This window comes from Xenorhabdus thailandensis, assembly GCF_037996785.1.
Taxonomy (GTDB): domain Bacteria; phylum Pseudomonadota; class Gammaproteobacteria; order Enterobacterales; family Enterobacteriaceae; genus Xenorhabdus; species Xenorhabdus griffiniae.
The window spans coordinates 774,074-795,004 of the sequence record NZ_JBBMXF010000007.1 but is presented as its reverse complement, the minus strand read 5'-3'; the positions used below and the strand labels follow the sequence as shown (position 1 = coordinate 795,004).

The following is a 20,931-nucleotide window of genomic DNA, read 5'->3' as shown; positions in this document are numbered from 1 at the left end:
ATAACGTGATGATTATTGATGTCGGCATAACGCAACTGTATCTTCAATTAAACGGCGGGCAATCGTATCAGGGGGAGGAATCAAGGGAAGGTGATCATAACGGTGCCAATCTGCACTAATAAGTTCGACCGGATCAATATTGATTTCACCGCTCTCATAATCGGCCAGAAAACCCACCATCAATGAATTTGGAAAAGGCCACGGCTGGGAGGCGACATAACGCAAGTTACGGATCTTAATTCCGCTCTCTTCCATCACTTCACGATGCACAGCTTCCTCCAGAGTTTCCCCCACTTCAACAAACCCGGCCAGCACGGTATGGATCCCATTACGGTGACGCTGGTGTTGTGCCAACAAGATATGGTCATCACGGCGAATACCGACAATGATGCTGGGCGCAATTTGTGGATAGTAATGTTCATGGCAGTGGTTGCACAAACAGGCCCATTCATGCTGACTATGCTGCATTTCATGACCACAGTAACCACAATAATGATGTGAACGATAAAATTCAGCCAGTTGAACACCGCGCCCAACCAACTGAAATAACTTAGCATCCCGATCAGCAATTAAACGGGGAGAGGACATATCTGAAGCCATTTTATGACGCACCAGCCAGACCGTTTCCCCCAACCACTCACCAATCGGTTTTGCCATATGGCCTTGTAAGGACCATTGACTGGCCGTACCTAAAGGTAACTCCCCTTGTGGGAGCCAAACGCGATTTTCGAGACTGACAATCCACCAGCCTTGTTCTCCACCTGTCAGTTTTTGTTGCATAATCTGTTCCATCATGGGTTATGTGATTTATACGCTTTACCTTTCAAGTTGCTCATTATAAGACAACATAACTCATTGTTTCTCCCCGCTTCGCGGGGAGAAACAATATGCATCTTGAAGTGAGATGGGTATATAACGTCTTCAATCTCATTATATTAACCGCACTGGCGAATACTCTTCTTAAATGGGCGTCACAGTAATAAACACATGCTCCTAAAAACGGGGTTGTAGTTTTCACAATCCCCTTTATACTTTGGGGTGTTTTTTTCTTGTCGGAGTGCCTAGCGTTCAACGTATATCACGATGGACACAGGCTGAGACCGTTAATTCGGGATCCGCAGAACCTGATCGGGCTAATACCCGCGAAGGGAACAAGAGTAATCCCCCGCTGCCAACAATCGTACATCTATACATTACATGTACAGATATTAATCAGCACCAACCATTACTCCCTGCGCGCTCCAGACAAGCAATTTTCTCAACTTAAGCCTGATCAACAATGAGACAGGCGATAACACGGTCAGGAATTTGCTATGTCTAAGTCCAACAATATCGTTATTTCGAATACTGTTATTCCAACGGCTGATATCTCGCCTAAAGCCCATCCAGCACGACCACGTAAGGCTCAACGAGATGCGGCACAAGCGTTTATCCATTCCATTCAAGGGGTTACTTTTCCCAACTCAAAACGCATTTACCTTGAAGGCTCACGTCAAGATATTCAGGTTCCTATGCGTGAGATCCAACTTTCTCCCACATTCATTGGTGGCACGAAAGAAAATCCCCAATTTGAGGCAAACGAACCGGTTCCCGTTTATGACACTTCCGGCTCTTATGGCGATCCTGCTGCCATACTGGATGTAAGAAAGGGGTTGTCTAAGATCCGCCAACCGTGGATTGATGAACGCAATGATACCGAACCTGTTTCAATCCTCAGTTCCGATTTTACCCAACAACGCCTTGCCGATGCCGGATTGGATCACCTGCGTTTTCACCATCGCCCGCATCCACTGAAAGCCAGGCATGGCAAGCGAGTCACCCAATTGCACTATGCACGCCAGGGGATCGTGACACCCGAAATGGAATTTATCGCATTGCGTGAAAATATGGGGCGCGAACGCATTCGTAGTGAAGTCTTGCGCCAGCAACATGCAGGGCAAAGTTTCGGTGCCAACTTACCGGAAAACATTACCCCCGAATTCGTCCGCCAGGAAGTTGCTGCCGGCCGCGCGATTATTCCCGCCAATATTAATCATCCTGAATCTGAGCCGATGATTATTGGTCGCAATTTCTTGGTAAAAGTCAATGCTAATATCGGTAACTCCTCCGTCACATCCTCCATTGAAGAAGAGGTGGAAAAGCTGATTTGGTCTACCCGCTGGGGTGCAGATACCGTGATGGATCTCTCCACCGGACGCTACATTCACGAAACCCGCGAGTGGATCTTGCGCAATAGTCCGGTTCCCATTGGGACTGTACCGATTTATCAAGCACTGGAAAAGGTCAACGGCATTGCAGAAAACCTGACATGGGAAATGTTCCGCGATACCTTACTGGAACAGGCCGAGCAAGGGGTGGATTATTTCACTATCCATGCTGGTGTACTGCTGCGTTATGTACCGATGACCGCCAAACGTCTGACTGGTATTGTTTCCCGTGGCGGCTCAATTATGGCGAAATGGTGCCTTTCCCATCATCAAGAAAATTTCCTCTACACCCACTTCCGTGAAATTTGTGAAATTTGCGCGGCCTATGATGTCTCCCTCTCTTTAGGGGATGGATTGCGTCCTGGCTCAATTCAGGATGCCAATGACGAAGCCCAATTTGCCGAACTGCATACCCTTGGTGAACTAACCAAGATCGCATGGGAATACGATGTTCAGGTCATGATTGAAGGTCCTGGGCATATCCCAATGCAACTTATCCGCCGTAATATGACGGAAGAGCTGGAACATTGCCACGAAGCCCCATTTTATACTTTAGGGCCATTGACGACCGATATTGCCCCAGGTTATGACCATTTCACCTCTGGCATTGGCGCCGCCATGATTGGCTGGTTTGGCTGTGCCATGTTGTGTTATGTCACCCCCAAAGAGCACCTCGGCCTGCCCAACAAGGAAGATGTCAAACAGGGCCTGATTACTTACAAAATCGCAGCCCATGCGGCAGATCTTGCCAAAGGCCATCCGGGTGCACAAATCCGTGACAATGCTATGTCGAAGGCACGATTTGAATTCCGCTGGGAAGATCAATTTAATCTGGCACTTGATCCTGACACCGCCCGCGCCTATCACGATGAAACTTTACCGCAGGAATCCGGCAAAGTTGCCCACTTCTGTTCCATGTGTGGGCCAAAGTTCTGCTCAATGAAAATCACACAAGATGTGCGCGACTATGCAGCAAAACTGGAACAGGAAGCCGGTATGGAACAGATGTCAGAAGCCTTCCGTTCGCGTGGCAGCGAACTCTATCACAGTGCTGAGGAGGTGACGCGTGAAAAATCAGCCTGATATCTCAACGCTGCCACAACTCCCCTTTGCCCCCACAGTGCACCGCTTGGGGCTTTATCCGGTAGTGGATTCCCTCATGTGGATTGAGCGGTTACTGGAAGCTGGAGTCAAAACCCTGCAATTGCGCATCAAAGATCAGCCGGAAGAACAGGTAGAGAAAGCTATTCAGTCCGCCATTGCCCTCGGTCACCAATATAATGCCCGATTATTCATTAATGATTACTGGCGTCTGGCGATCAAGCATCATGCCTACGGCGTTCATTTGGGACAGGAAGACCTTGATATCGCCGATCTCAATGCCATCCAGCACGCTGGGTTGCGTCTGGGCATTTCGACCCACGATCAACAAGAACTGGCGCGGGCAAAATCCCTGCGCCCCTCTTATATCGCACTAGGGCATATTTTTCCCACTACCACGAAAGAGATGCCCTCGTCACCACAAGGACTTGCCGCACTCAAACATCAGGTCGAGATCACCCCAGAATATCCTACCGTCGCCATTGGCGGTATTTCTCTGGAAAGAGTGCCTGATGTGGTGGCAACGGGAGTCGGTGGTGTGGCACTGGTCAGTGCCATTACAAAAGCGAAAGATTGGCGACAAGCAACAGCCAGGCTACTTCATCTGGTTGAAGGGCAAGATCGGAGGCTTTTATGTTAAACGATCAAGAATTTATGCGTTACAGTCGCCAATTACTGCTGGAAGACATAGGTTCTGAAGGGCAAGAGAAATTAAAAGCCAGCAAGGTATTGGTTGTCGGTTTGGGTGGATTAGGATCACCGGCTGCGCTCTATCTCGCGGCAGCGGGGGTGGGAAACCTTTATCTGGCAGATGATGACAAGTTGCATATCTCAAACCTGCAACGCCAGATTATCTATCGCACCGCAGATATTCCGGCCAACAAAGCCCAATTAGCCGCAAAACAACTGGCTGAGTTAAACCCGCAAATCAATATCACAGCCCTCGCTGAGCGGCAAGATCGGAAATCTTTGGTTAATGCTGTCAGTCAAGTCGATCTGGTATTAGATTGCTGTGACAACATGGCAACTCGCCATGCCATCAATGCCGCCTGTATTGCAGAAAACAAACCACTTATCAGCGGCAGTGCCGTCGGCTTTAGTGGACAATTAATGGTATTGACTCCCCCTTACCAGCACGGTTGCTATGCCTGCCTCTATCCTAACCAAGAAGAACCCCACCGAAATTGTCGGACAGCCGGTATCTTAGGCCCTATTGTTGGAGTCATCGGCACCTTGCAATCACTGGAAGCCATAAAAATGCTGGCGGGTCTTTCTTCTCCCTTAAACGGAAAACTCCGGCTATTTGATGGCAAACAGCAAAGCTGGAGCACATTACAGCTTACCCGTTCATCACAGTGCCCAATTTGTGGCGCTACCAGACAAACCGATAAAAAACGGTTAGGAAAAGAAGTCGCATGAACATTATCGTCAACGATCAACCAGTGACACTGAATGCGCCCATGACGGTGCAACAATTTCTGGAACATCAATTGCTGGAACATATAGAACGCCCGCAATCAGGTACTGCGTTGGCTATCAATCAAACCATTATTCCGCGTTCAGAATGGCAAACCCATCAGATTAATGACGGGGATACTATCTTGCTGTTTCAGGCCATTGCGGGTGGCTGATATTGCCGGAGGTTAATTTATGTTAAAAATTGCAGATACCATCTTCCAATCCCGTTTATTTACCGGAACAGGCAAATTTGCCAATGCAGGATTAATGATCGACGCGATCCGCGCCTCTGGCAGCCAACTGGTCACAATGGCAATGAAACGCCTCGATCTCCACGGCAATAATGACGATGGCATTCTTGCCCCATTGCAACAGTTGGGTGTCAAACTGCTACCCAATACCTCTGGCGCCAAAACAGCGGAGGAAGCTATTTTCGCCGCTCGCCTGGCACGGGAAGCATTGGGAACTCACTGGATAAAATTGGAGATCCACCCCGATGTAAAATACCTGCTGCCCGATCCCGTTGAGACATTAAAAGGGGCGGAACAGCTAGTTAAAGAAGGATTTATTGTTCTGCCCTATTGCGGCGCTGATCCTGTCCTGTGCCGCCGCTTGGAAGAAGTCGGCTGCGCTGCCGTGATGCCATTGGGCGCCCCTATCGGCTCCAATAAGGGATTACTGACCCGCGATTTTTTACAAATCATCATCGAACAGGCTAACGTGCCCGTTGTTGTAGATGCCGGGATCGGCGCACCGAGCCATGCGCTGGCCGCTATCGAAATGGGGGCGGATGCTGTGCTGGTTAATACCGCCATCGCTGTTGCCCGCAATCCCGTTAAGATGGCGCAGGCATTCAAAGCTGCCATTGAAGCCGGCGAACTTTCACATCAGGCAGGCGTTGCCAGCCAGAAATCCCATGCTGAGGCTTCCAGCCCACTGACCGATTTTCTGGGGGTACTATGACAAACCGAACATTCAGCCAACACTGGCAACAACTGGATTGGGATGACATCACCCTACGCATCAACAGTAAAACATCACGGGACATTGAACGTGCAATAAACAATGTGCGCTTGACGCTGGATGACTTTATGGCCCTGCTCTCTCCGGCTGCACTGCCTTATCTTGAACCGCTCGCCCAACGTGCACAACAACTGACTCGCCAGCGTTTTGGTAATACCGTGGGATTTTTTATCCCACTTTACCTTTCCAATCTGTGTGCCAACGACTGTACTTATTGTGGTTTCTCCATGAGCAATCACATTAAGCGCAAGACACTCAATGAACAGGAGATTGAGACGGAATGCCTCGCGCTGAAAAAACGGGGATTTGAGCATATTCTGTTGGTCACAGGGGAACACCAAAACAAAGTTGGCATGGATTATTTTCGTCGCTACCTTCCCCTGATCCGCCGCCATTTCAGCTCTGTTTCAATGGAGGTCCAGCCACTGGCACAAGAGGAATATGCTGAACTAAAAACATTGGGATTGGATGGCGTGATGGTCTATCAGGAAACCTATCATCAACCCAGTTATCAACTGCATCATTTGAAAGGCAAAAAACAGGATTTTCATTGGCGATTAGAAACGCCGGAACGCCTTGGTCGGGCGGGAATTGACAAGATTGGGCTAGGCGCCTTGATTGGGTTATCCCACAATTGGCGAGCAGATTGTTATATGGTGGCTGAGCACCTTTTTTTCCTGCAAAAACAGTTCTGGAAAAGCCGTTACTCCATCTCTTTTCCACGCCTGCGCCCCTGTGCAGGTGGCATAGAACCCGCTTCTTTAATGAATGAAGCTGAACTGGTACAACTGATTTGCGCTTTTCGCCTATTGGCACCGGATGTAGAGCTGTCCCTGTCCACTCGTGAATCCCCCTTTTTCCGTGATCACGTTGTCCCTCTCGCGATCAACAATATCAGTGCAGGTTCAAAAACCCAGCCAGGCGGTTATGCCGATGAGCACCACGAGTTGGAACAATTCGCTCCCCACGACAATCGTTCTGTTTTTCAGGTCGCTGAATCTTTGATTAAATCGGGTTTACAGCCTGTCTGGAAAGACTGGGACAATTATCTAGGCCGATAATTTTAAGTATTTGGGTATGCTGCAATCGCGGCATACCTTCTTATAAGATGCAAAAATATGACCATACATAGGCAAAAGAACCATTAATGTGCAGGAAGATGCACATTATGGTGATAACGAATAGAAGGCTAACTTAAATCATGCAGGTGCTTTTTCAACGATGACGTGAGACTAAAATCGGAAAACCTCACCTGCAATCCTTCACGTTCTGGTGAACAACACATCGCCCCGACAAAAATCCGCTGACTGTCAACGGTAAAAGGAGACAATCTCAGTAACGGCCATGTCACCCCATCTGTAGAATACTGCAACCTGATAGCCCCATCCTGGTAAGTCAGCCGTAGCCAAAACTTCTCTGGATTACCGGGAAAGATCCCCATAGCCCAGTCAGAACAGCCATTTGTCAATACACTGCCGATAGTTGCCTGTCCATCAGAATGTTCAACGCCCGCTTTTAGCCAATGTTGCTCATCCACCAACAACATAACACCAGCCTGATCATATAATTGTTCAAACTGGCCTTCGATACAAAACTGGAAAGTAAAACCTTCTTCAAGTTTAAAATCATCAACATAGCCACCAAATACATGACCACTATGACGCTGAAAACCATACCATGTATCACGCCAGAAATCGGTTTTATTGTCTGTCGTGACATGAAGTTCATTATCCTGACACCGCCATAAAGCAGGTTCATTCAACCAATGGCATTGCTGCAAATTCATCAATATTTACCCTGTTATTTTCTGGTGGGATTAATCAAACCATATCCCGCTAACAATGAAAGGGAAAGCACAGCAATACAGGCAAAAGCACCATGCAATGTTACCTGATGTGCCAAACCACCAATAATTGCCGGCCCAAGCAAAATCCCTGAATATCCCATCGTAGAAACGGCAGAAACTGCCAACGCATCAGGCATTACCTTCTGCTGGCCTGAAGCAGTGAAAAACATTGGCGCCAAATTGGATAACCCCGCCCCAATCATCAGGAAAGAAATTCCCAATTGGATCGTGTTGGTTGCCAGATAGATCAGGACAAAACCTGACGTCGCCAAAATCGCACTGCCTAAAAATACGCGCCGATATCCACATGTTGCAATAATTTTATCACCCAAAAATCGCCCCGCAGTCATGGTGATGGCAAACAGCGTATAACCAAAACCTGCCTGATGGCTACTCATATTATGCACACTACTTAATAAAATCCCGCTCCAATCCAGCATGGAGCCTTCCATCAAATAAACCACAAAACAGAGAGAACCAATCAGAGTAACAATGCCACGAGGCAAGGCAAAAAATGGCGTTTCCTCCGTTTCGGCGTTATCCAACATGCCATTCCATGTTGGCAACAATAACAGGATAACGAATACCCCTACGGCGAGGGTGACCTGAAAGGGTGAGATCCCCAAAAACAACAATAGGCTGACAGTACCGGCTCCCGCAATTCCCCCCAGGCTGAATAATGCGTGAAAACCCGACATAATCGGTTGATGTACTCTTTTCTCAATATTGACCGCATGGATATTGATCACCACATCTGTCGCCCCAATTCCCATTCCAAAGACAAACAAAGCACAAGCCAATGTCAGCGGGGCTGAGAACACACTTAATCCCGGTAATATCAAAACAGCTAACAAGGCAAAAAAGGTAAAAACTTTCCGGCAACCAAAGCGAGTAGCCAACATTCCCGCTATTGGCATCATAATGAAAGAACCAATACCAAACACCAGTATCAGAAGCCCCATTGAACCATCATCCAGACCCAGTCGTTCCTTCACCAATGGGATCAGTGGTGCCCAACTCGCAATACTGAATCCTGCAATAAAAAACGAAATTCGCGTTGCTATAATAGGCTGCTTTATTGAAGAGACTGCATATTCTTCAGACAATTTGACTCCTCCAAACTATTCCTTCAAACCATACCCTTTAAAACAACGCTTTCCACGCGTTCTGGCGGAAAGCGCCAAATAGTGGTCTTCAATAAAAAATCACTTTATATTTGTTCCTGAAAACTGGGGAATATCCATTAATTTCTCAATAACACAGGAAGCCTGTTCATACTGCTCTGCTACTGACAATGCATGGGGCCAGGCATATATCCACGGAATACCCGCCTGCTTTGCCGCCGCGATCCCCAAATCGGTATCTTCAATCACCAACGTTTGCTGAACATCCATCTTTTTCAATTTCAGCATAGCCAAATAAGGATCAGGGAAGGGTTTAGTTCTTTCCACATCATCGCCAGAAATCAAAGCTGGTGGTTCATGGAGATCCAACAAACTAAGATTGGCCAGACACACATTACGTGGCGCGGTAGAAACAAATCCAAAGTTAGTGCCATCTTGTTGTAAGGCGGCAATTAAGTCAGTAACTCCGGGACGCAAATAACGTACAGACAATTTTTCCTGGTAACGCGAAATAATTTTCTCGGTAATATCTTGATGCATTACGGGAGGGACACCAACTTTATCTAAGGTTTCCACCAAACTTAGTCCAATTAATTGCTGAGGTTGGATATTACTTATTTGAGTAGGTGCCTGTTCTCCTAATTCATTACTTAAGACATCAAGCAATACATCAAAATGCAGTTGTTCACTATCGACAATAACTCCGTCGATATCAAAAATAACATTGCATCTATTCATCGAAGTCGTCCTTCAAAATAATCCATTATTTTAGATCAGAAATACGAATTAATACCTTGCAGTTTGGTGCACTGAGAGGAACTTGTGTTTTCGATGCAATATCACAGCCGACAGTCAGAAAAGCTTGTTGGTAATCTTTGAAATCAAAAATCTGGCTGATAAAACGCTTAACGGGGATTACACCATCCCGGATCATGGCATAGGCACGTTCAAAACTATTATTCAGGGAATCAATGGAACCTATTACTGAAAGACTTTTATCTGCAATTCTCATAATATCCAAATTGGCATGTTTATCTTTCAGCGCAACATTTAATAATTTTCCACCCGGTGCCAGATGATCAAAAATATATTCAGTCAACTGCCCCGTCGTATCCACACATAAATCAATCAGGGCTGACGTATCACCATATTCCTGCATTAATGCTTCATTAAAGTCAGAATACAACCGGCATTCCGGCGGCAAATTATCTCTTGCAAACTGGATTCGGTTTTCATTCTTTTCGACCATAAAGGCTTTTACACCCCGCTCATGCAACGCCCAAATGTACAGCATCCCCATCGGGCCAGCACCTGCCACTGCCGCACGAATATGAGTATGAGAGATCCCCAGCTTATCCACGCCAGTTATTGTGCAGCTTAGTGGTTCAGTCAGTGAGGCTTCCTCCATACTGACATGATCATCCAGCTTGATAAGCAAATTTTCTTTTGCCAAATATTGCTCTGCGAACGCGCCATCATAAGAAACTCCGGCTTCTGTTCCCAGTTTTCTCTCACAATGGTTAGGACTACCTGTCTGACACATGCGGCAATGCCCACAAAAGTAAGTTGGGTTAACAACAACACGATCACCCACCTGAAATTGAGTAACACCACTGCCAATTTGGGATACCACGCCAGTGGTTTCATGCCCCAAAGTAGTTCCTGAAATTGCAACAGGATAAGCACCCGTGATAATGCCCACATCCGTGCCACAAATACCACACACTGCAATATCAACGACAACATCATCGGGTTCAGTGCAAGATAAAGGTTCAACTTGCTGAATTTCAACATCCCAGGTTTGATGATATTTAAGTGCTAACATGATACCGCCTCCTTATGTATCTGTGCGAGAGTGGTTAGTTCTGAGAAAGTCAGTTCCAGTTTATGGAGAATTTCTGCCAAATGCTCCTGTGTACAAATCAGTGGTGGGCGAACTTTGATTGCCTTGCCTTTACCATAACGAGAGCCACGCAAGATCAAGTGATGACGGTTAGCAGTAGCGATCACCTGCGCTGCAAAATCTGGGTTTGGTGTATCAAAACCATACATATATCCCACACCTCTCACTCCCGTGATTTCGGGATATTGCTCCTGTAATTTCAATAAACCATCACGCAGATAGGCTTCATTTTGCTGCACATTTTCCAAAACGTGATCATCTTCAATAATGTCGATGATTTCATTGAGGGCAACTAAAGAGAGCGGGTTAGCACCAGAGGTACTGGAATGTTCGAATGATTCCAGGATATCCAGTGAATGACGCATCAATACCCCCCCTGTTGGAATACCGACACCCCCTGCACCTTTGGCAAAGACGATGATATCTGGTTCCAATTCTTTGGCATAACCCGTCGATGCGAAGAACGTACCTGTACGGCCAAAACCTGTTTGTACTTCATCCGCAATAATGATAATGCCATGCTGGTGACAGATTTCTCTAAGCTTCCGGTAGAAAGCCACAGGGAAAACCATGTTGCCACCATTCCCCTGAATCGGTTCAATAATCAGACATGCAATATTGTCATTAGAGCCTAATTGAATAAACTGTTCTAAATCGACAAATTGTTCTTCGCTCGGCTGCGATTGCCCTGCCAGGACACTGGTTGGCGTAGGAATTTTTATTGAACCATCAATAGTTATATGGAAGTCTTTAATTCTGAATGCATTGCCAGAAATTTGAGCGGTAGCAAGAGATTGCCCATGATGAGCAAGGAAAAGTGAAATAACGCCTGAGCGTCCCGTTGATTTTTGCGCTATGCGGATAGCACATTCAACGGCCCCCGAGCCAGAAACATCTCGCAGCCAGATGCGATCGACGCCTTCAGGTGTATATTTAATTAATTTACTTAAAATATATTGCGACATTTCACGTGTATAAGCCGAGCTTAAATGTGTACATCTATCAATCTGTTGTTTGAGTTTTTCTGCAATCCGATGATTTGTATAGCCGAGCGGCAAATTAAAAGTTCCCGATGCCGCGTCAATATATTTTTCACCATCAATGATCAAATAAGGGCCATGACCGATAAAACGAGAAAGCATGCTTTCAAGATGGTTTTTATTTTCCATAATGACTCACCACTATTAGTTACATTAAACGACTCGTTATATAAAACAACGAAGAACCCTACTTACTGTGATGAGAATAGATTAAGCACATCCAAATTGGATTTCGATCACGAAAATGCCATAAAAAATATTAAGTAAATTTAAAATTTAATTTAAATTTGAAAAATCATACAGTTATTCATTAATAGCGATTAATTATATTAAATGCAGGACAAATCACATTTAGCAATTAATAACTAAACCCCTAATCCCATCATTCGCATTAATTTCTGGGCCTGCTGAATCGCCTCTTGCCGATGAGCAATTCCCATTTTTTGATATAAATTACGTATATGGGTTTTTATCGTGGTCGCTGCGACATCCAGTTCTGTAGCAATTTGATCATTGCTGTAACCAGAATAAATTAACCCTAACACCTGCCATTCACGCTGAGTAAGTGGACTATTACGGATAAGCTCAGGTACGTCAGGATGAGAGAGCAATTGTTCTACAAACGTTTCATCAAAATGAGCAAATTTATGCCGATGCTGTCGATTGATTTCCCGAAGAATACGCTGAGCTCTATGTTGTTCCATTTCAGGCAAGATATTCAGTTGGATAAGCTGGCGCAATTGCAATGCCATCAACTCACCTTCAATAACAAAATGGCTGATGAAGCCTGTACTGTTAGCCAAATTCAAGGCTTCGATCAAAACATCCTGAGCCTCTGCCTTACGCCCAAGCTGCCAATAAAGCAAATTACACAACAGAAGATTACGATTCAAATCGCTGACCAATGCCAATTTTCTGGCATATTCATTCAGTTTCACCAAAATAGATTCGGCTTCCTCATTCTGATCTAATAAGATTTTTGCCCGTGCAATGTTGCGCCATTGGTTTTGATTGAAATGGTTACAGAAACTCTCTGGTCGCTCTGCCTGTACCAACCATTGAGTCAAGGAATTGCTATCTTCCAAAGTCTGCCAAATAATGACACGCAACTCGTCAGTATTCGTTCGCCAATCGCGATGATACTGCCCATTACTCAGTAAATTTTCACAACGGGTCAAGTAACGGCGAGCGTTATCAATATCACCCCGAACCAAAGAACATTTCGCCAATTGGGTAAAACACTGTAATTGCTGCTGTGGCTGGTAATTGGCCAACACTTCCAACCCTTGACGCGCGGCCTCTTCTGAGTCATCAATACGGGCCCAACACCATAAAAGTTGTGAACGGATCCTCAATAGAAACTCATGCATCGGCAACTGTTCCAGATGCTGTTCACGGATTAAATCAAAAGCATGGGACTGGGTATCATAAGCCGCTTGCAAATAACCTTGTGCCAGTAAAATTTCACTTTGTTGCAATAACGCCCATAAAGCATAGTGATAAACATGACAAAGGCGGGCAAGCTGCTCGGTTTGCTTCATTAATGCCAATGCGCTGACCAACTGACCATGGCAATGCAATACCTCTCCTTTTACTGACATCGCCACAATACGGCCATATTGATTATTTGGAAGTAAGTTCGCTAACGCCTTTTCGGCCAAAACATCGGCATCAGCGGGGCGCCCATCATTCATCGCCACTTGCGCTCTCAGAGCATCAAACTCTGCCAGTAATTCCGGTTCTATGGCGATTTGCTTCTGCTTTAGTGATTGCTCTGCCTGATTCAATAATGCATTTACCTCATAGTAACGATGCTGGCTTTGTGCCAACCACGCTTGCAACAGTACCAGGCGAGGGCTTTCCAGTAACTGTTCATACGGCAGTGCATTCATACACTCCCCCAATAGGGAAAGTTGACTGTGGTTAAATAACTCCCAGGCATGTTGCAATAAAATATCCCGTAACAAGATAGTATCTCCTGCTGCCAGGGCGTGATGAATCGCCTCCCCTGGATACCCCTGCATCAGCCATCCTTGCACGGCTGCTCTATGTAATTCGGGCAATTTTGCTGCCATTTCCCATTGGCAACGTTGGCGCAAAAATGAAGCAAACAAAGGATGAAAGCAAAACCACTCACCAGAATCATCCATTCGCTGAATAAATAACCCCTGCCGTTCAATGTCTTCCAGACGTTGCTGACCGTTTTCCTCTCCCGTCAGGCAATTAATCAATCCATCATTCATGGAACGCAGGATAGAACTATGCAACAAGAAATCCCGCGTCTTCTGATCCACTCGATTTAACACTTCATCCACAAGGTAATCAGCAAGATGACTGGCATTAATTCCCGCAAGGCGCTTTGCTGAACTTTCAGTCGTATTACCGGATTGACGGGCAGAAAGGGCAATCAGTTGCAAGGCCGTTGCCCACCCAGCAACGTCATTACATAACTGTTCGCAGTGTTCGGGCGCCAATGGATTGGCTAACCGCTTGGCAAAAAATTGCTGGGTTTCCTGATAATCAAAAGCCAACTGTTGGCTATCAATCTCCAATAACTGTTCACGCACACGTAAGTTAGCAATTCCCAACGAGGGCAAATGGCGTGACAGAACCACTAATGTTAAATTTTCGGGTTGGTGGCGGAGAAAAAAGCGCATTGCTTCATGAATAGTCCCATTCACGATCAGATGATAATCATCGATCACCAGAAAAATCGGTTGCTGCCATTCGCTAAGTTCAATAAATAATTGCGCAAACAGTGCAGATAAACTGGCATATTGATGTTTCTGGGCCAATATCTCACTTTTCACACAGTGTCCCTGCGTTGCCTGCTGAATGGCTGCAATCAGATAGCTAGCGAAACGTTCTGGCTGATTATCACTATCATCAAGAGAATACCATCCTAGATGTTCCTGTCCGGCAGCCCATTGTGACATCAAGGTCGTTTTGCCATACCCTGCGGGACTGGTTATCAATACCAGTCGATGATCCTGAATTTCATTGAACTTTTCCAACAGGCGCTCCCGCATAACCATATTATTGAGTCGAAGAGGGCGACTGAGTTTCGATGGGATAAGCATTAAATTTCTCCCCTCACACGTAATGCATAAAAGCAACGAATATACCAATCTCACTTCAAGATGCATGTGATATCTCCCCCGCGAAGCGGGGAGATATCAGGCTTCATAGCGTGTTGTAAATTGCAACTTGAAGTTTTATACGAATAAAACTAATACCTGAATTCTGTTTGACACTATTAAGTCACTTACACATTAACATTCCTTTACGACCAACAAATGTAGAGAAACGCCCATCTTTTGCAAACAAGTTGATTAATTTCATTGTGTTAAATTGCACCTTGTCACATTCTTTGCTTGCAACCTTGCTATTTTTCTATGAAATTGCGAAAAAGCTCGAAAGAAATAGCTACGCCCTTGCGCTCCTCCCCCGCGAATATTTTCACGGGATGATGTTTCCCAAGCCACTAACCTTCAGCATATCCCTGTAAATAATTCACCAAACTTTCCTCAGTTAGTGACAGGATGCAACGCCATGCAACTATCTACATTGAAAACATCTGCATTAGATAAAAACCCGAAACTCGATAAAGCCTTATTTCAGGCCGCGCTCACACGCCAATGGCAATATTTCGGTCTCAACTCAGCTCAGGAAATGACGCCACATCAGTGGTGGCAGGCTATCAGTGCCGCCGTATCTGAATTACTCCCCCTATCCACTCAGCAAAGCCATGCTAATCCATCCTGTGACAACCAACGCCACGTGAACTATATCTCGATGGAATTTCTGATAGGCCGACTGACAGCCAACAACTTATTGAATCTTGGTTGGTATGACGATATTCAGTCTTATCTGGCAGAATATGGCATCATTTTGAGTGACGTGCTGGAAGAAGAAACCGATCCCGCATTGGGTAATGGTGGACTAGGAAGATTAGCCGCCTGTTTTCTCGATTCAATGGCGACACTCAACCAACCTGCCATTGGGTATGGTCTTAATTATCAGTATGGTCTTTTCCGCCAGTCCTTTAAAAAAGGGCAACAAATTGAAATGCCTGATGATTGGGAACGTGGTTCCTATCCGTGGCTTCGCCATAACACGCAATTAAAAGTGAGCGTCAATTTTGGTGGCGAAATCGTGACAACGGCCGATGGCAATGAAAAGTGGCTCCCCGCATTTACTTTCATTGGTGAAGCCTGGGATTTACCCGTGATTGGGTATAACAATGGCGTAACCCAGCCACTTCGGTTGTGGCAGGCCACATACGATAACCCCTTTGATCTGTCACTCTTCAATGATGGGCAGTTCCTACATGCCGAACAGCAAGGCATTGAAGCCGCCAGCCTGACCAAAGTTCTCTACCCAAATGATAATCATCAGGCAGGTAAGCGACTGCGCCTGATGCAACAATATTTTCAGTGTGCTTGTGCCGTGGCAGATATTCTGCGCCGCCACCAACAGGCAGGGAGAAAAATAGAAGCGCTAGCACAATACGAAGTTATCCAACTGAATGATACCCACCCCACTATCGCAATCCCTGAAATGATGCGTCTTCTGCTTGATGAATACCAATTAAGTTGGGAAACCGCATGGGAAATCACAGGAAAAACTTTCGCCTATACCAACCATACTTTGCTACCAGAGGGCTTGGAACGTTGGGATGAACAATTGATGAGTGAGCTTCTGCCACGCCATCATCGCATCATCCAGGAAATTAACCGACGCTTTAAAACAACCGTAGAACAAATTTGGCCTGATAACCAACAAGTCTGGGAAAAATTGGCAGTTATCCATGACAATCAAGTCAGAATGGCTAACCTGTGTGTTGTCGCTTGCTTTGCCGTCAACGGAGTCGCAGCCCTGCATTCATCCTTGATCGTGACCGATCTGTTCCCTGAATATCATCAATTGTGGCCAACTAAATTCCACAATGTGACTAATGGGGTAACTCCACGTCGTTGGTTAAAACAGTGCAACCCTGCACTCTCTTCATTAATTGACCAAACATTAAGTCAGGAATGGGTAAATAATCTTGCCGCCTTAAAACAACTCGAACCTTATGCCGATGATGCTGCCTTCCGTGACACCTATCGAACCGTTAAGCAAAACAATAAAATTCGCTTGTCCAACTATGTCAATAAGGTCATGGGACTCAAAATTGATCCCCATGCCATTTTCGATATACAGATAAAACGACTGCATGAATACAAACGTCAGCATCTGAACCTACTCCATATCTTGTCACTTTATCGACAAATCCAGGAAAATCCGGCCTTGGATATTCATCCTCGTGTTTTCCTGTTTGGTGCCAAAGCGGCTCCCGGTTACTATCTGGCGAAAAATATTATCTCTGCCATCAATCATGCCGCCGAAAAAATCAACCATGATCCGCTTGTCCGTGATCGCATCAAAATTGCCTTTATCCCCGATTACAATGTTTCCGCCGCGGAATTGATGATCCCGGCAGCTGATGTGTCAGAACAAATCTCTACAGCAGGCAAAGAAGCCTCTGGTACAGGTAATATGAAATTGGCCTTAAACGGCGCACTGACCATTGGGACACTGGACGGTGCGAATGTCGAAATAGCCGAACAAGTTGGAAACGACCATATCTTTATTTTCGGTAAGACCGTAGAAGAGGCTAAGGCTTTACTAAACAGTGGCTACAATCCGCAAGATATACTTCAACAGGATCAGCACCTGAAAGATATCCTTGGTTCCCTTGCTAAGGGTGAATTCAGCCACGGAGATACGCACGCATTTGATCTTATGTTACATAGCCTGACTGACGGTGGTGACCCTTATTTAGTTCTGGCTGATTTTGCCTCTTATTGCCACGCTCACAAGCAAATTGATGCTCGATATCGCGATACCCAAGGCTGGACGTACAGTACTGTACTCAATACCGCTCGAATGGGTAACTTTAGTTCTGATCGCGCTATTCAGGATTATCAACAACGTATCTGGCAAACCAAATAAGGGCTTAGTATGGAAAAAAACTGCCTCAATGAATTGGCAACTGAGGCCGGCATTGTCAGCGAATATATTAATGCCTATGGAAAACCCCAGGCGATCCCCGCTGAAATCAGGCATCGAATATTGGAAGCCATGAATACAGATATACCGGTCGGGAGGCCGGTTTCTCATTTACATGCTTCCCCCCTACCTAATGTTAAGGTGGTTATTCAGGCACAAAGGATAACCCTGCCTCTGGAAGATACAAATAATTACCAGTGGCAAATACACACTGAACAAGGGGAGATATTTCATGGCCACTGCCAACATCAACTCACGTTGCCCGCCAACCTCCCTTTGGGATACCACACGCTGAACCTGATATTGGAGGAAAAACCAGAAACTGGCTCTCGGCAATACGTTATACAACTTATTGTTGCCCCTGAACGTTGTTACGAACCCGATGCCATAACACGTGGGGAAAAACTTTGGGGTGCTTGTGCTCAGCTTTATACCCTGCGATCGGAAAATAACTGGGGAATTGGTGATTTTGGTGATCTGAGATATATGCTGCAAGAACTGGCACAGCGTGGTGGTGCCTTTGTTGGCCTAAATCCTCTTCATGCCATATATCCCGCAATGCCGGAAAATGCCAGCCCTTACAGTCCATCTTCTCGCCACTGGCTCAATATCATCTATATTGCCGTGCACCAAGTAGAAGACTTTAGTTATAGCATCGAAGCACAAAAGTGGTGGCATTCAACGGAAACACAATCCAAACTCCAGCAAGCCCGCCAGGCGGAATGGGTTGATTACACCACAGTCATGTCTCTAAAAATGGCTGCATTGCGTCTGACTTATCCGCAATTTAAGCACCGTTCTGGCGATGATCCCCAACAGATCGCTTTCCAACAGTTTGTAACCAAAGGAGGCAAAAATCTTTATTATCAAGCTGCTTATGATGCCCTTCACCATAAGTTATATGGGGAAAATAATGTTTATTGGGGCTGGCCTGTATGGCCGGAAGAATACCGTGAACCAGAAAATGACGCAGTTAAGGCATTCTGCCATTCATATCCACAGGAGATAGAGTTTTTCCTTTGGCTACAATGGCTGGCTGATACCCAGCTTGCCGAGTGCTTCACTACCAGCCAAACCCACCACATGCCAATTGGCATTTACCGTGATCTTGCCGTTGGAGTAGCGCAAGGGGGTTCAGAAACCTGGTGTAACCGAAGCATCTATTGCACTAAGGCATCCGTCGGAGCACCACCCGATATTCTGGGGCCTCTGGGACAAAACTGGGGGCTACCGCCAATGAATCCCCATGTATTAAAAGCGCAAGCCTATCAACCTTTCATTGAATTATTGCGTAGCAATATGCGTCATTGCGGTGCATTGCGTATCGATCATGTGATGTCATTGCTCAGACTCTGGTGGATACCACAAGGAGAAACTGCCGATAAAGGCGTTTATGTCCATTATCCAGTTGACGATCTGCTGGCAATATTGGCATTAGAAAGCCAGCGCAATCATTGCCTGGTGATAGGCGAAGATTTGGGGATCGTACCGGCAGAAATTGTCGATAAGTTACGGGACAGAGGTGTTTATTCCTATAAGGTATTTTATTTCGAACGCAATGAGCAAGGTGAATACCGTTCCCCCGATGAATATCCCGTGCAAGCAATGGCAACTATTACTACCCATGATTTACCTACCTTACGTGGATTCTGGCAAAATGAAGATCTCACTTTAGGGGACTCCATCGGTTTATACCCTGATAAAGCTCTTCTTGCTGATTTATATTCGGAACGCAAACGCTGCAAGCAAGCGTTATTAGCCAGTTTAAATCGTCACGGCTATTTATCGCCCAAAACAGATACCCTCTCCCCATTGCAGGGAGCAATATCACAGGCACCAGCTGAACATCCGATGTCACATGCTATAAATCAAAGCATACATCGCTATATAGCCCATAGCGCCTGTGCCTTATTAGGATTACAACCTGAAGATTGGCTGGATATGGAACGTCCCGTTAATATCCCTGGCACAACAGAGGAGTATCCCAACTGGCGACGAAAACTGACCTCCACGTTGGAAACGATGTTTGCGGATGCTCATATCAATGACTTGTTAAAAACAATTGGAGAGTGCCGAAAACAGGGTTAATAACTGACTCAGCGCACAGCTATATGTAGCCAAGTAGCAAGAAACACCCCCAATCATATCTATACCAATCTAACTTCAATATGCGTGTGATTTCTCCCCGCTTCGCGGGGAGAAATCAGATTTAATAAAGTGTTGTAAATTACAATTTGAAGTTTAATGCGTATAGATAAATATGATTGGGGGAGAGGATTAGCCTTTCACACCTCCCGACGTTAATCCACCGACTAACCAACGTTGGGCAAGTAAGAAGACTGCCGTGATAGGGATAGCAGAAAGCACAGCCGCCGCCGCAAAATCCCCCCAGAGATAGTTCTGTGGGTGAAGGTATTGCTGCATTCCCACCGCCAGCGTGTAATTGTCCACATCACGTAATAACAGAGATGCAACAGGTACTTCGGTGATCACGCCAATAAACGACAAAATAAATACCACCGCCAATATAGGTACAGAAAGTGGCAACAGTATCAAACGGAAAATTTGCCACGATGTCGCTCCATCCAACATAGCGGCTTCTTCCAGAGAACGATCTATCGTTTCGAAATAACCTTTTATCGTCCATACATGCAAAGCAATTCCACCCAAATAGGCAAAAATCACACCACCGTGGGTATTGAGACCAAGGAAAGGAATATATTCTCCTAATCGATCAAACAAGGCATATAGTGCCACCAAAGAAAGTACCGCCGGAAACATTTGAAAAATTAACATCGCTTTGAGTAAGGTACTTTTTCCACGAAAGCGCATTCGAGCAAATGCATAAGCGCACGTCGTTGATAATGCCACAATACCAGTGGCAGTAATCAAGGCAACCTTGACAGAATTCCAAAGCCATTGCATGACCGGAAATGGGGGGAGCATGACGTGTCCATCAGCAGATTCCACGCTATAACCAAATGCCAGCTTCCAGTGTTCCCATGAAATGGTATCTGGGATCAGGTTACCCGTAGCAAAATTACCCGGACGTAAAGAAATTGCAATGACCATCAGCAAGGGGAACAAAATCAGGGCAATAAAAGCCAGCATCAATATATGTGTCCCCCATACCCGCCATCGTTGCGATTTTGGTTGTACCATCGCCATTTTCTTT

At 45.7% G+C, this 20,931-nt stretch carries 16 protein-coding genes and 1 riboswitch; of the genes, 8 read left to right on the top strand and 8 right to left on the bottom strand.

Features of this window, described 5'->3' with window-relative positions; all coding sequences use genetic code 11:
- Nucleotides 1-12 precede the first annotated feature (12 nt).
- Nucleotides 13-780, bottom strand: coding sequence for an NAD(+) diphosphatase (nudC, locus tag AAC853_RS06230; protein WP_273570665.1), 768 nt, complete (start codon nt 778-780; stop codon nt 13-15).
- Nucleotides 781-1,043: 263 nt separating this feature from the next.
- Nucleotides 1,044-1,168, top strand: a riboswitch (TPP riboswitch).
- A 145-nt stretch (nt 1,169-1,313) separates the two neighbouring features.
- Here nudC and thiC point away from each other — a divergent pair.
- From thiC to thiH, 6 genes are read left to right on the top strand one after another with little or no spacing between them, the layout of a single operon-like run.
- The gene (gene thiC, locus AAC853_RS06225; RefSeq protein WP_338884162.1) at nt 1,314-3,290 is read left to right on the top strand and encodes a phosphomethylpyrimidine synthase ThiC; all 1,977 of its coding nucleotides are present in this window, start codon (nt 1,314-1,316) and stop codon (nt 3,288-3,290) included.
- Nucleotides 3,274-3,948 carry a thiamine phosphate synthase gene (thiE, locus tag AAC853_RS06220; protein WP_273570661.1) on the top strand — a complete coding sequence of 225 codons (675 nt, stop codon included), beginning with the start codon at nt 3,274-3,276 and terminating at the stop codon, nt 3,946-3,948. The genes thiC and thiE overlap by 17 nt, the downstream gene beginning before the upstream one ends.
- Nucleotides 3,942-4,727, top strand: coding sequence for a HesA/MoeB/ThiF family protein (locus AAC853_RS06215; protein ID WP_340613982.1), 786 nt, complete (start codon nt 3,942-3,944; stop codon nt 4,725-4,727). The genes thiE and AAC853_RS06215 overlap by 7 nt, the downstream gene beginning before the upstream one ends.
- Nucleotides 4,724-4,939 (top strand): sulfur carrier protein ThiS, encoded by a 216-nt coding sequence (gene thiS, locus AAC853_RS06210; protein WP_273570657.1) that lies wholly within the window; start codon nt 4,724-4,726, stop codon nt 4,937-4,939. Before AAC853_RS06215 ends, thiS begins: the two co-directional genes overlap by 4 nt.
- 19 nt (nt 4,940-4,958) lie before the next feature.
- The gene (locus AAC853_RS06205; protein WP_273570655.1) at nt 4,959-5,729 is read left to right on the top strand and encodes a thiazole synthase; all 771 of its coding nucleotides are present in this window, start codon (nt 4,959-4,961) and stop codon (nt 5,727-5,729) included.
- Nucleotides 5,726-6,850 carry a 2-iminoacetate synthase ThiH gene (gene thiH / locus AAC853_RS06200; protein WP_338804300.1) on the top strand — a complete coding sequence of 375 codons (1,125 nt, stop codon included), beginning with the start codon at nt 5,726-5,728 and terminating at the stop codon, nt 6,848-6,850. Before AAC853_RS06205 ends, thiH begins: the two co-directional genes overlap by 4 nt.
- A 128-nt stretch (nt 6,851-6,978) precedes the next feature.
- On the opposite strand, the gene AAC853_RS06195 is transcribed toward thiH, so the two are convergent.
- From AAC853_RS06195 to malT, 6 genes are all read right to left on the bottom strand, one after another.
- Nucleotides 6,979-7,575, bottom strand: a complete 597-nt coding sequence (locus AAC853_RS06195; protein ID WP_338884158.1) for a DUF1349 domain-containing protein — start codon at nt 7,573-7,575, stop codon at nt 6,979-6,981.
- Nucleotides 7,576-7,589: 14 nt separating this feature from the next.
- On the bottom strand, nt 7,590-8,741 hold the full coding sequence (locus tag AAC853_RS06190; RefSeq protein WP_338884157.1) for an MFS transporter: 1,152 nt from the start codon (nt 8,739-8,741) through the stop codon (nt 7,590-7,592).
- Between the two features lie 99 nt (nt 8,742-8,840).
- Nucleotides 8,841-9,497, bottom strand: coding sequence for an HAD family hydrolase (locus AAC853_RS06185; protein ID WP_340613981.1), 657 nt, complete (start codon nt 9,495-9,497; stop codon nt 8,841-8,843).
- A 25-nt stretch (nt 9,498-9,522) separates the two neighbouring features.
- Nucleotides 9,523-10,584, bottom strand: a complete 1,062-nt coding sequence (locus AAC853_RS06180) for a zinc-dependent alcohol dehydrogenase (protein ID WP_340613980.1) — start codon at nt 10,582-10,584, stop codon at nt 9,523-9,525.
- Nucleotides 10,578-11,831 (bottom strand): class-III pyridoxal-phosphate-dependent aminotransferase, encoded by a 1,254-nt coding sequence (locus tag AAC853_RS06175; RefSeq protein ID WP_340613979.1) that lies wholly within the window; start codon nt 11,829-11,831, stop codon nt 10,578-10,580. The genes AAC853_RS06180 and AAC853_RS06175 overlap by 7 nt, the downstream gene beginning before the upstream one ends.
- Before the next feature lie 236 nt (nt 11,832-12,067).
- Nucleotides 12,068-14,782, bottom strand: a complete 2,715-nt coding sequence (gene malT, locus AAC853_RS06170) for an HTH-type transcriptional regulator MalT (RefSeq protein WP_340613978.1) — start codon at nt 14,780-14,782, stop codon at nt 12,068-12,070.
- Nucleotides 14,783-15,254: 472 nt separating this feature from the next.
- On the opposite strand from malT, the gene malP reads away from it, so the two are divergent.
- A complete protein-coding gene (malP, locus tag AAC853_RS06165) occupies nt 15,255-17,699 on the top strand; it encodes a maltodextrin phosphorylase (protein WP_340613977.1) in 2,445 nt (814 codons plus the stop codon).
- Between the two features lie 9 nt (nt 17,700-17,708).
- The gene (gene malQ / locus AAC853_RS06160; RefSeq protein ID WP_340613976.1) at nt 17,709-19,844 is read left to right on the top strand and encodes a 4-alpha-glucanotransferase; all 2,136 of its coding nucleotides are present in this window, start codon (nt 17,709-17,711) and stop codon (nt 19,842-19,844) included.
- Between the two features lie 189 nt (nt 19,845-20,033).
- On the opposite strand, the gene malG is transcribed toward malQ, so the two are convergent.
- A complete protein-coding gene (malG, locus tag AAC853_RS06155; RefSeq protein ID WP_189759082.1) occupies nt 20,034-20,924 on the bottom strand; it encodes a maltose ABC transporter permease MalG in 891 nt (296 codons plus the stop codon).
- Between the last annotated feature and the right edge of the window lie 7 nt (nt 20,925-20,931).

Coding starts and splice junctions, on each gene's coding strand:
- malT (WP_340613978.1), bottom strand. CDS start 14,782: ATGCTTATCCCATCGAAACTCAGTCGCCCTCTTCGACTCAATAATATG.
- AAC853_RS06185 (WP_340613981.1), bottom strand. CDS start 9,497: ATGAATAGATGCAATGTTATTTTTGATATCGACGGAGTTATTGTCGAT.
- malG (WP_189759082.1), bottom strand. CDS start 20,924: ATGGCGATGGTACAACCAAAATCGCAACGATGGCGGGTATGGGGGACA.
- thiC (WP_338884162.1), top strand. CDS start 1,314: ATGTCTAAGTCCAACAATATCGTTATTTCGAATACTGTTATTCCAACG.
- AAC853_RS06175 (WP_340613979.1), bottom strand. CDS start 11,831: ATGGAAAATAAAAACCATCTTGAAAGCATGCTTTCTCGTTTTATCGGT.
- nudC (WP_273570665.1), bottom strand. CDS start 780: ATGCAACAAAAACTGACAGGTGGAGAACAAGGCTGGTGGATTGTCAGT.
- malP (WP_340613977.1), top strand. CDS start 15,255: ATGCAACTATCTACATTGAAAACATCTGCATTAGATAAAAACCCGAAA.
- thiH (WP_338804300.1), top strand. CDS start 5,726: ATGACAAACCGAACATTCAGCCAACACTGGCAACAACTGGATTGGGAT.
- malQ (WP_340613976.1), top strand. CDS start 17,709: ATGGAAAAAAACTGCCTCAATGAATTGGCAACTGAGGCCGGCATTGTC.
- AAC853_RS06215 (WP_340613982.1), top strand. CDS start 3,942: ATGTTAAACGATCAAGAATTTATGCGTTACAGTCGCCAATTACTGCTG.
- AAC853_RS06205 (WP_273570655.1), top strand. CDS start 4,959: ATGTTAAAAATTGCAGATACCATCTTCCAATCCCGTTTATTTACCGGA.
- thiS (WP_273570657.1), top strand. CDS start 4,724: ATGAACATTATCGTCAACGATCAACCAGTGACACTGAATGCGCCCATG.
- AAC853_RS06195 (WP_338884158.1), bottom strand. CDS start 7,575: ATGAATTTGCAGCAATGCCATTGGTTGAATGAACCTGCTTTATGGCGG.
- AAC853_RS06180 (WP_340613980.1), bottom strand. CDS start 10,584: ATGTTAGCACTTAAATATCATCAAACCTGGGATGTTGAAATTCAGCAA.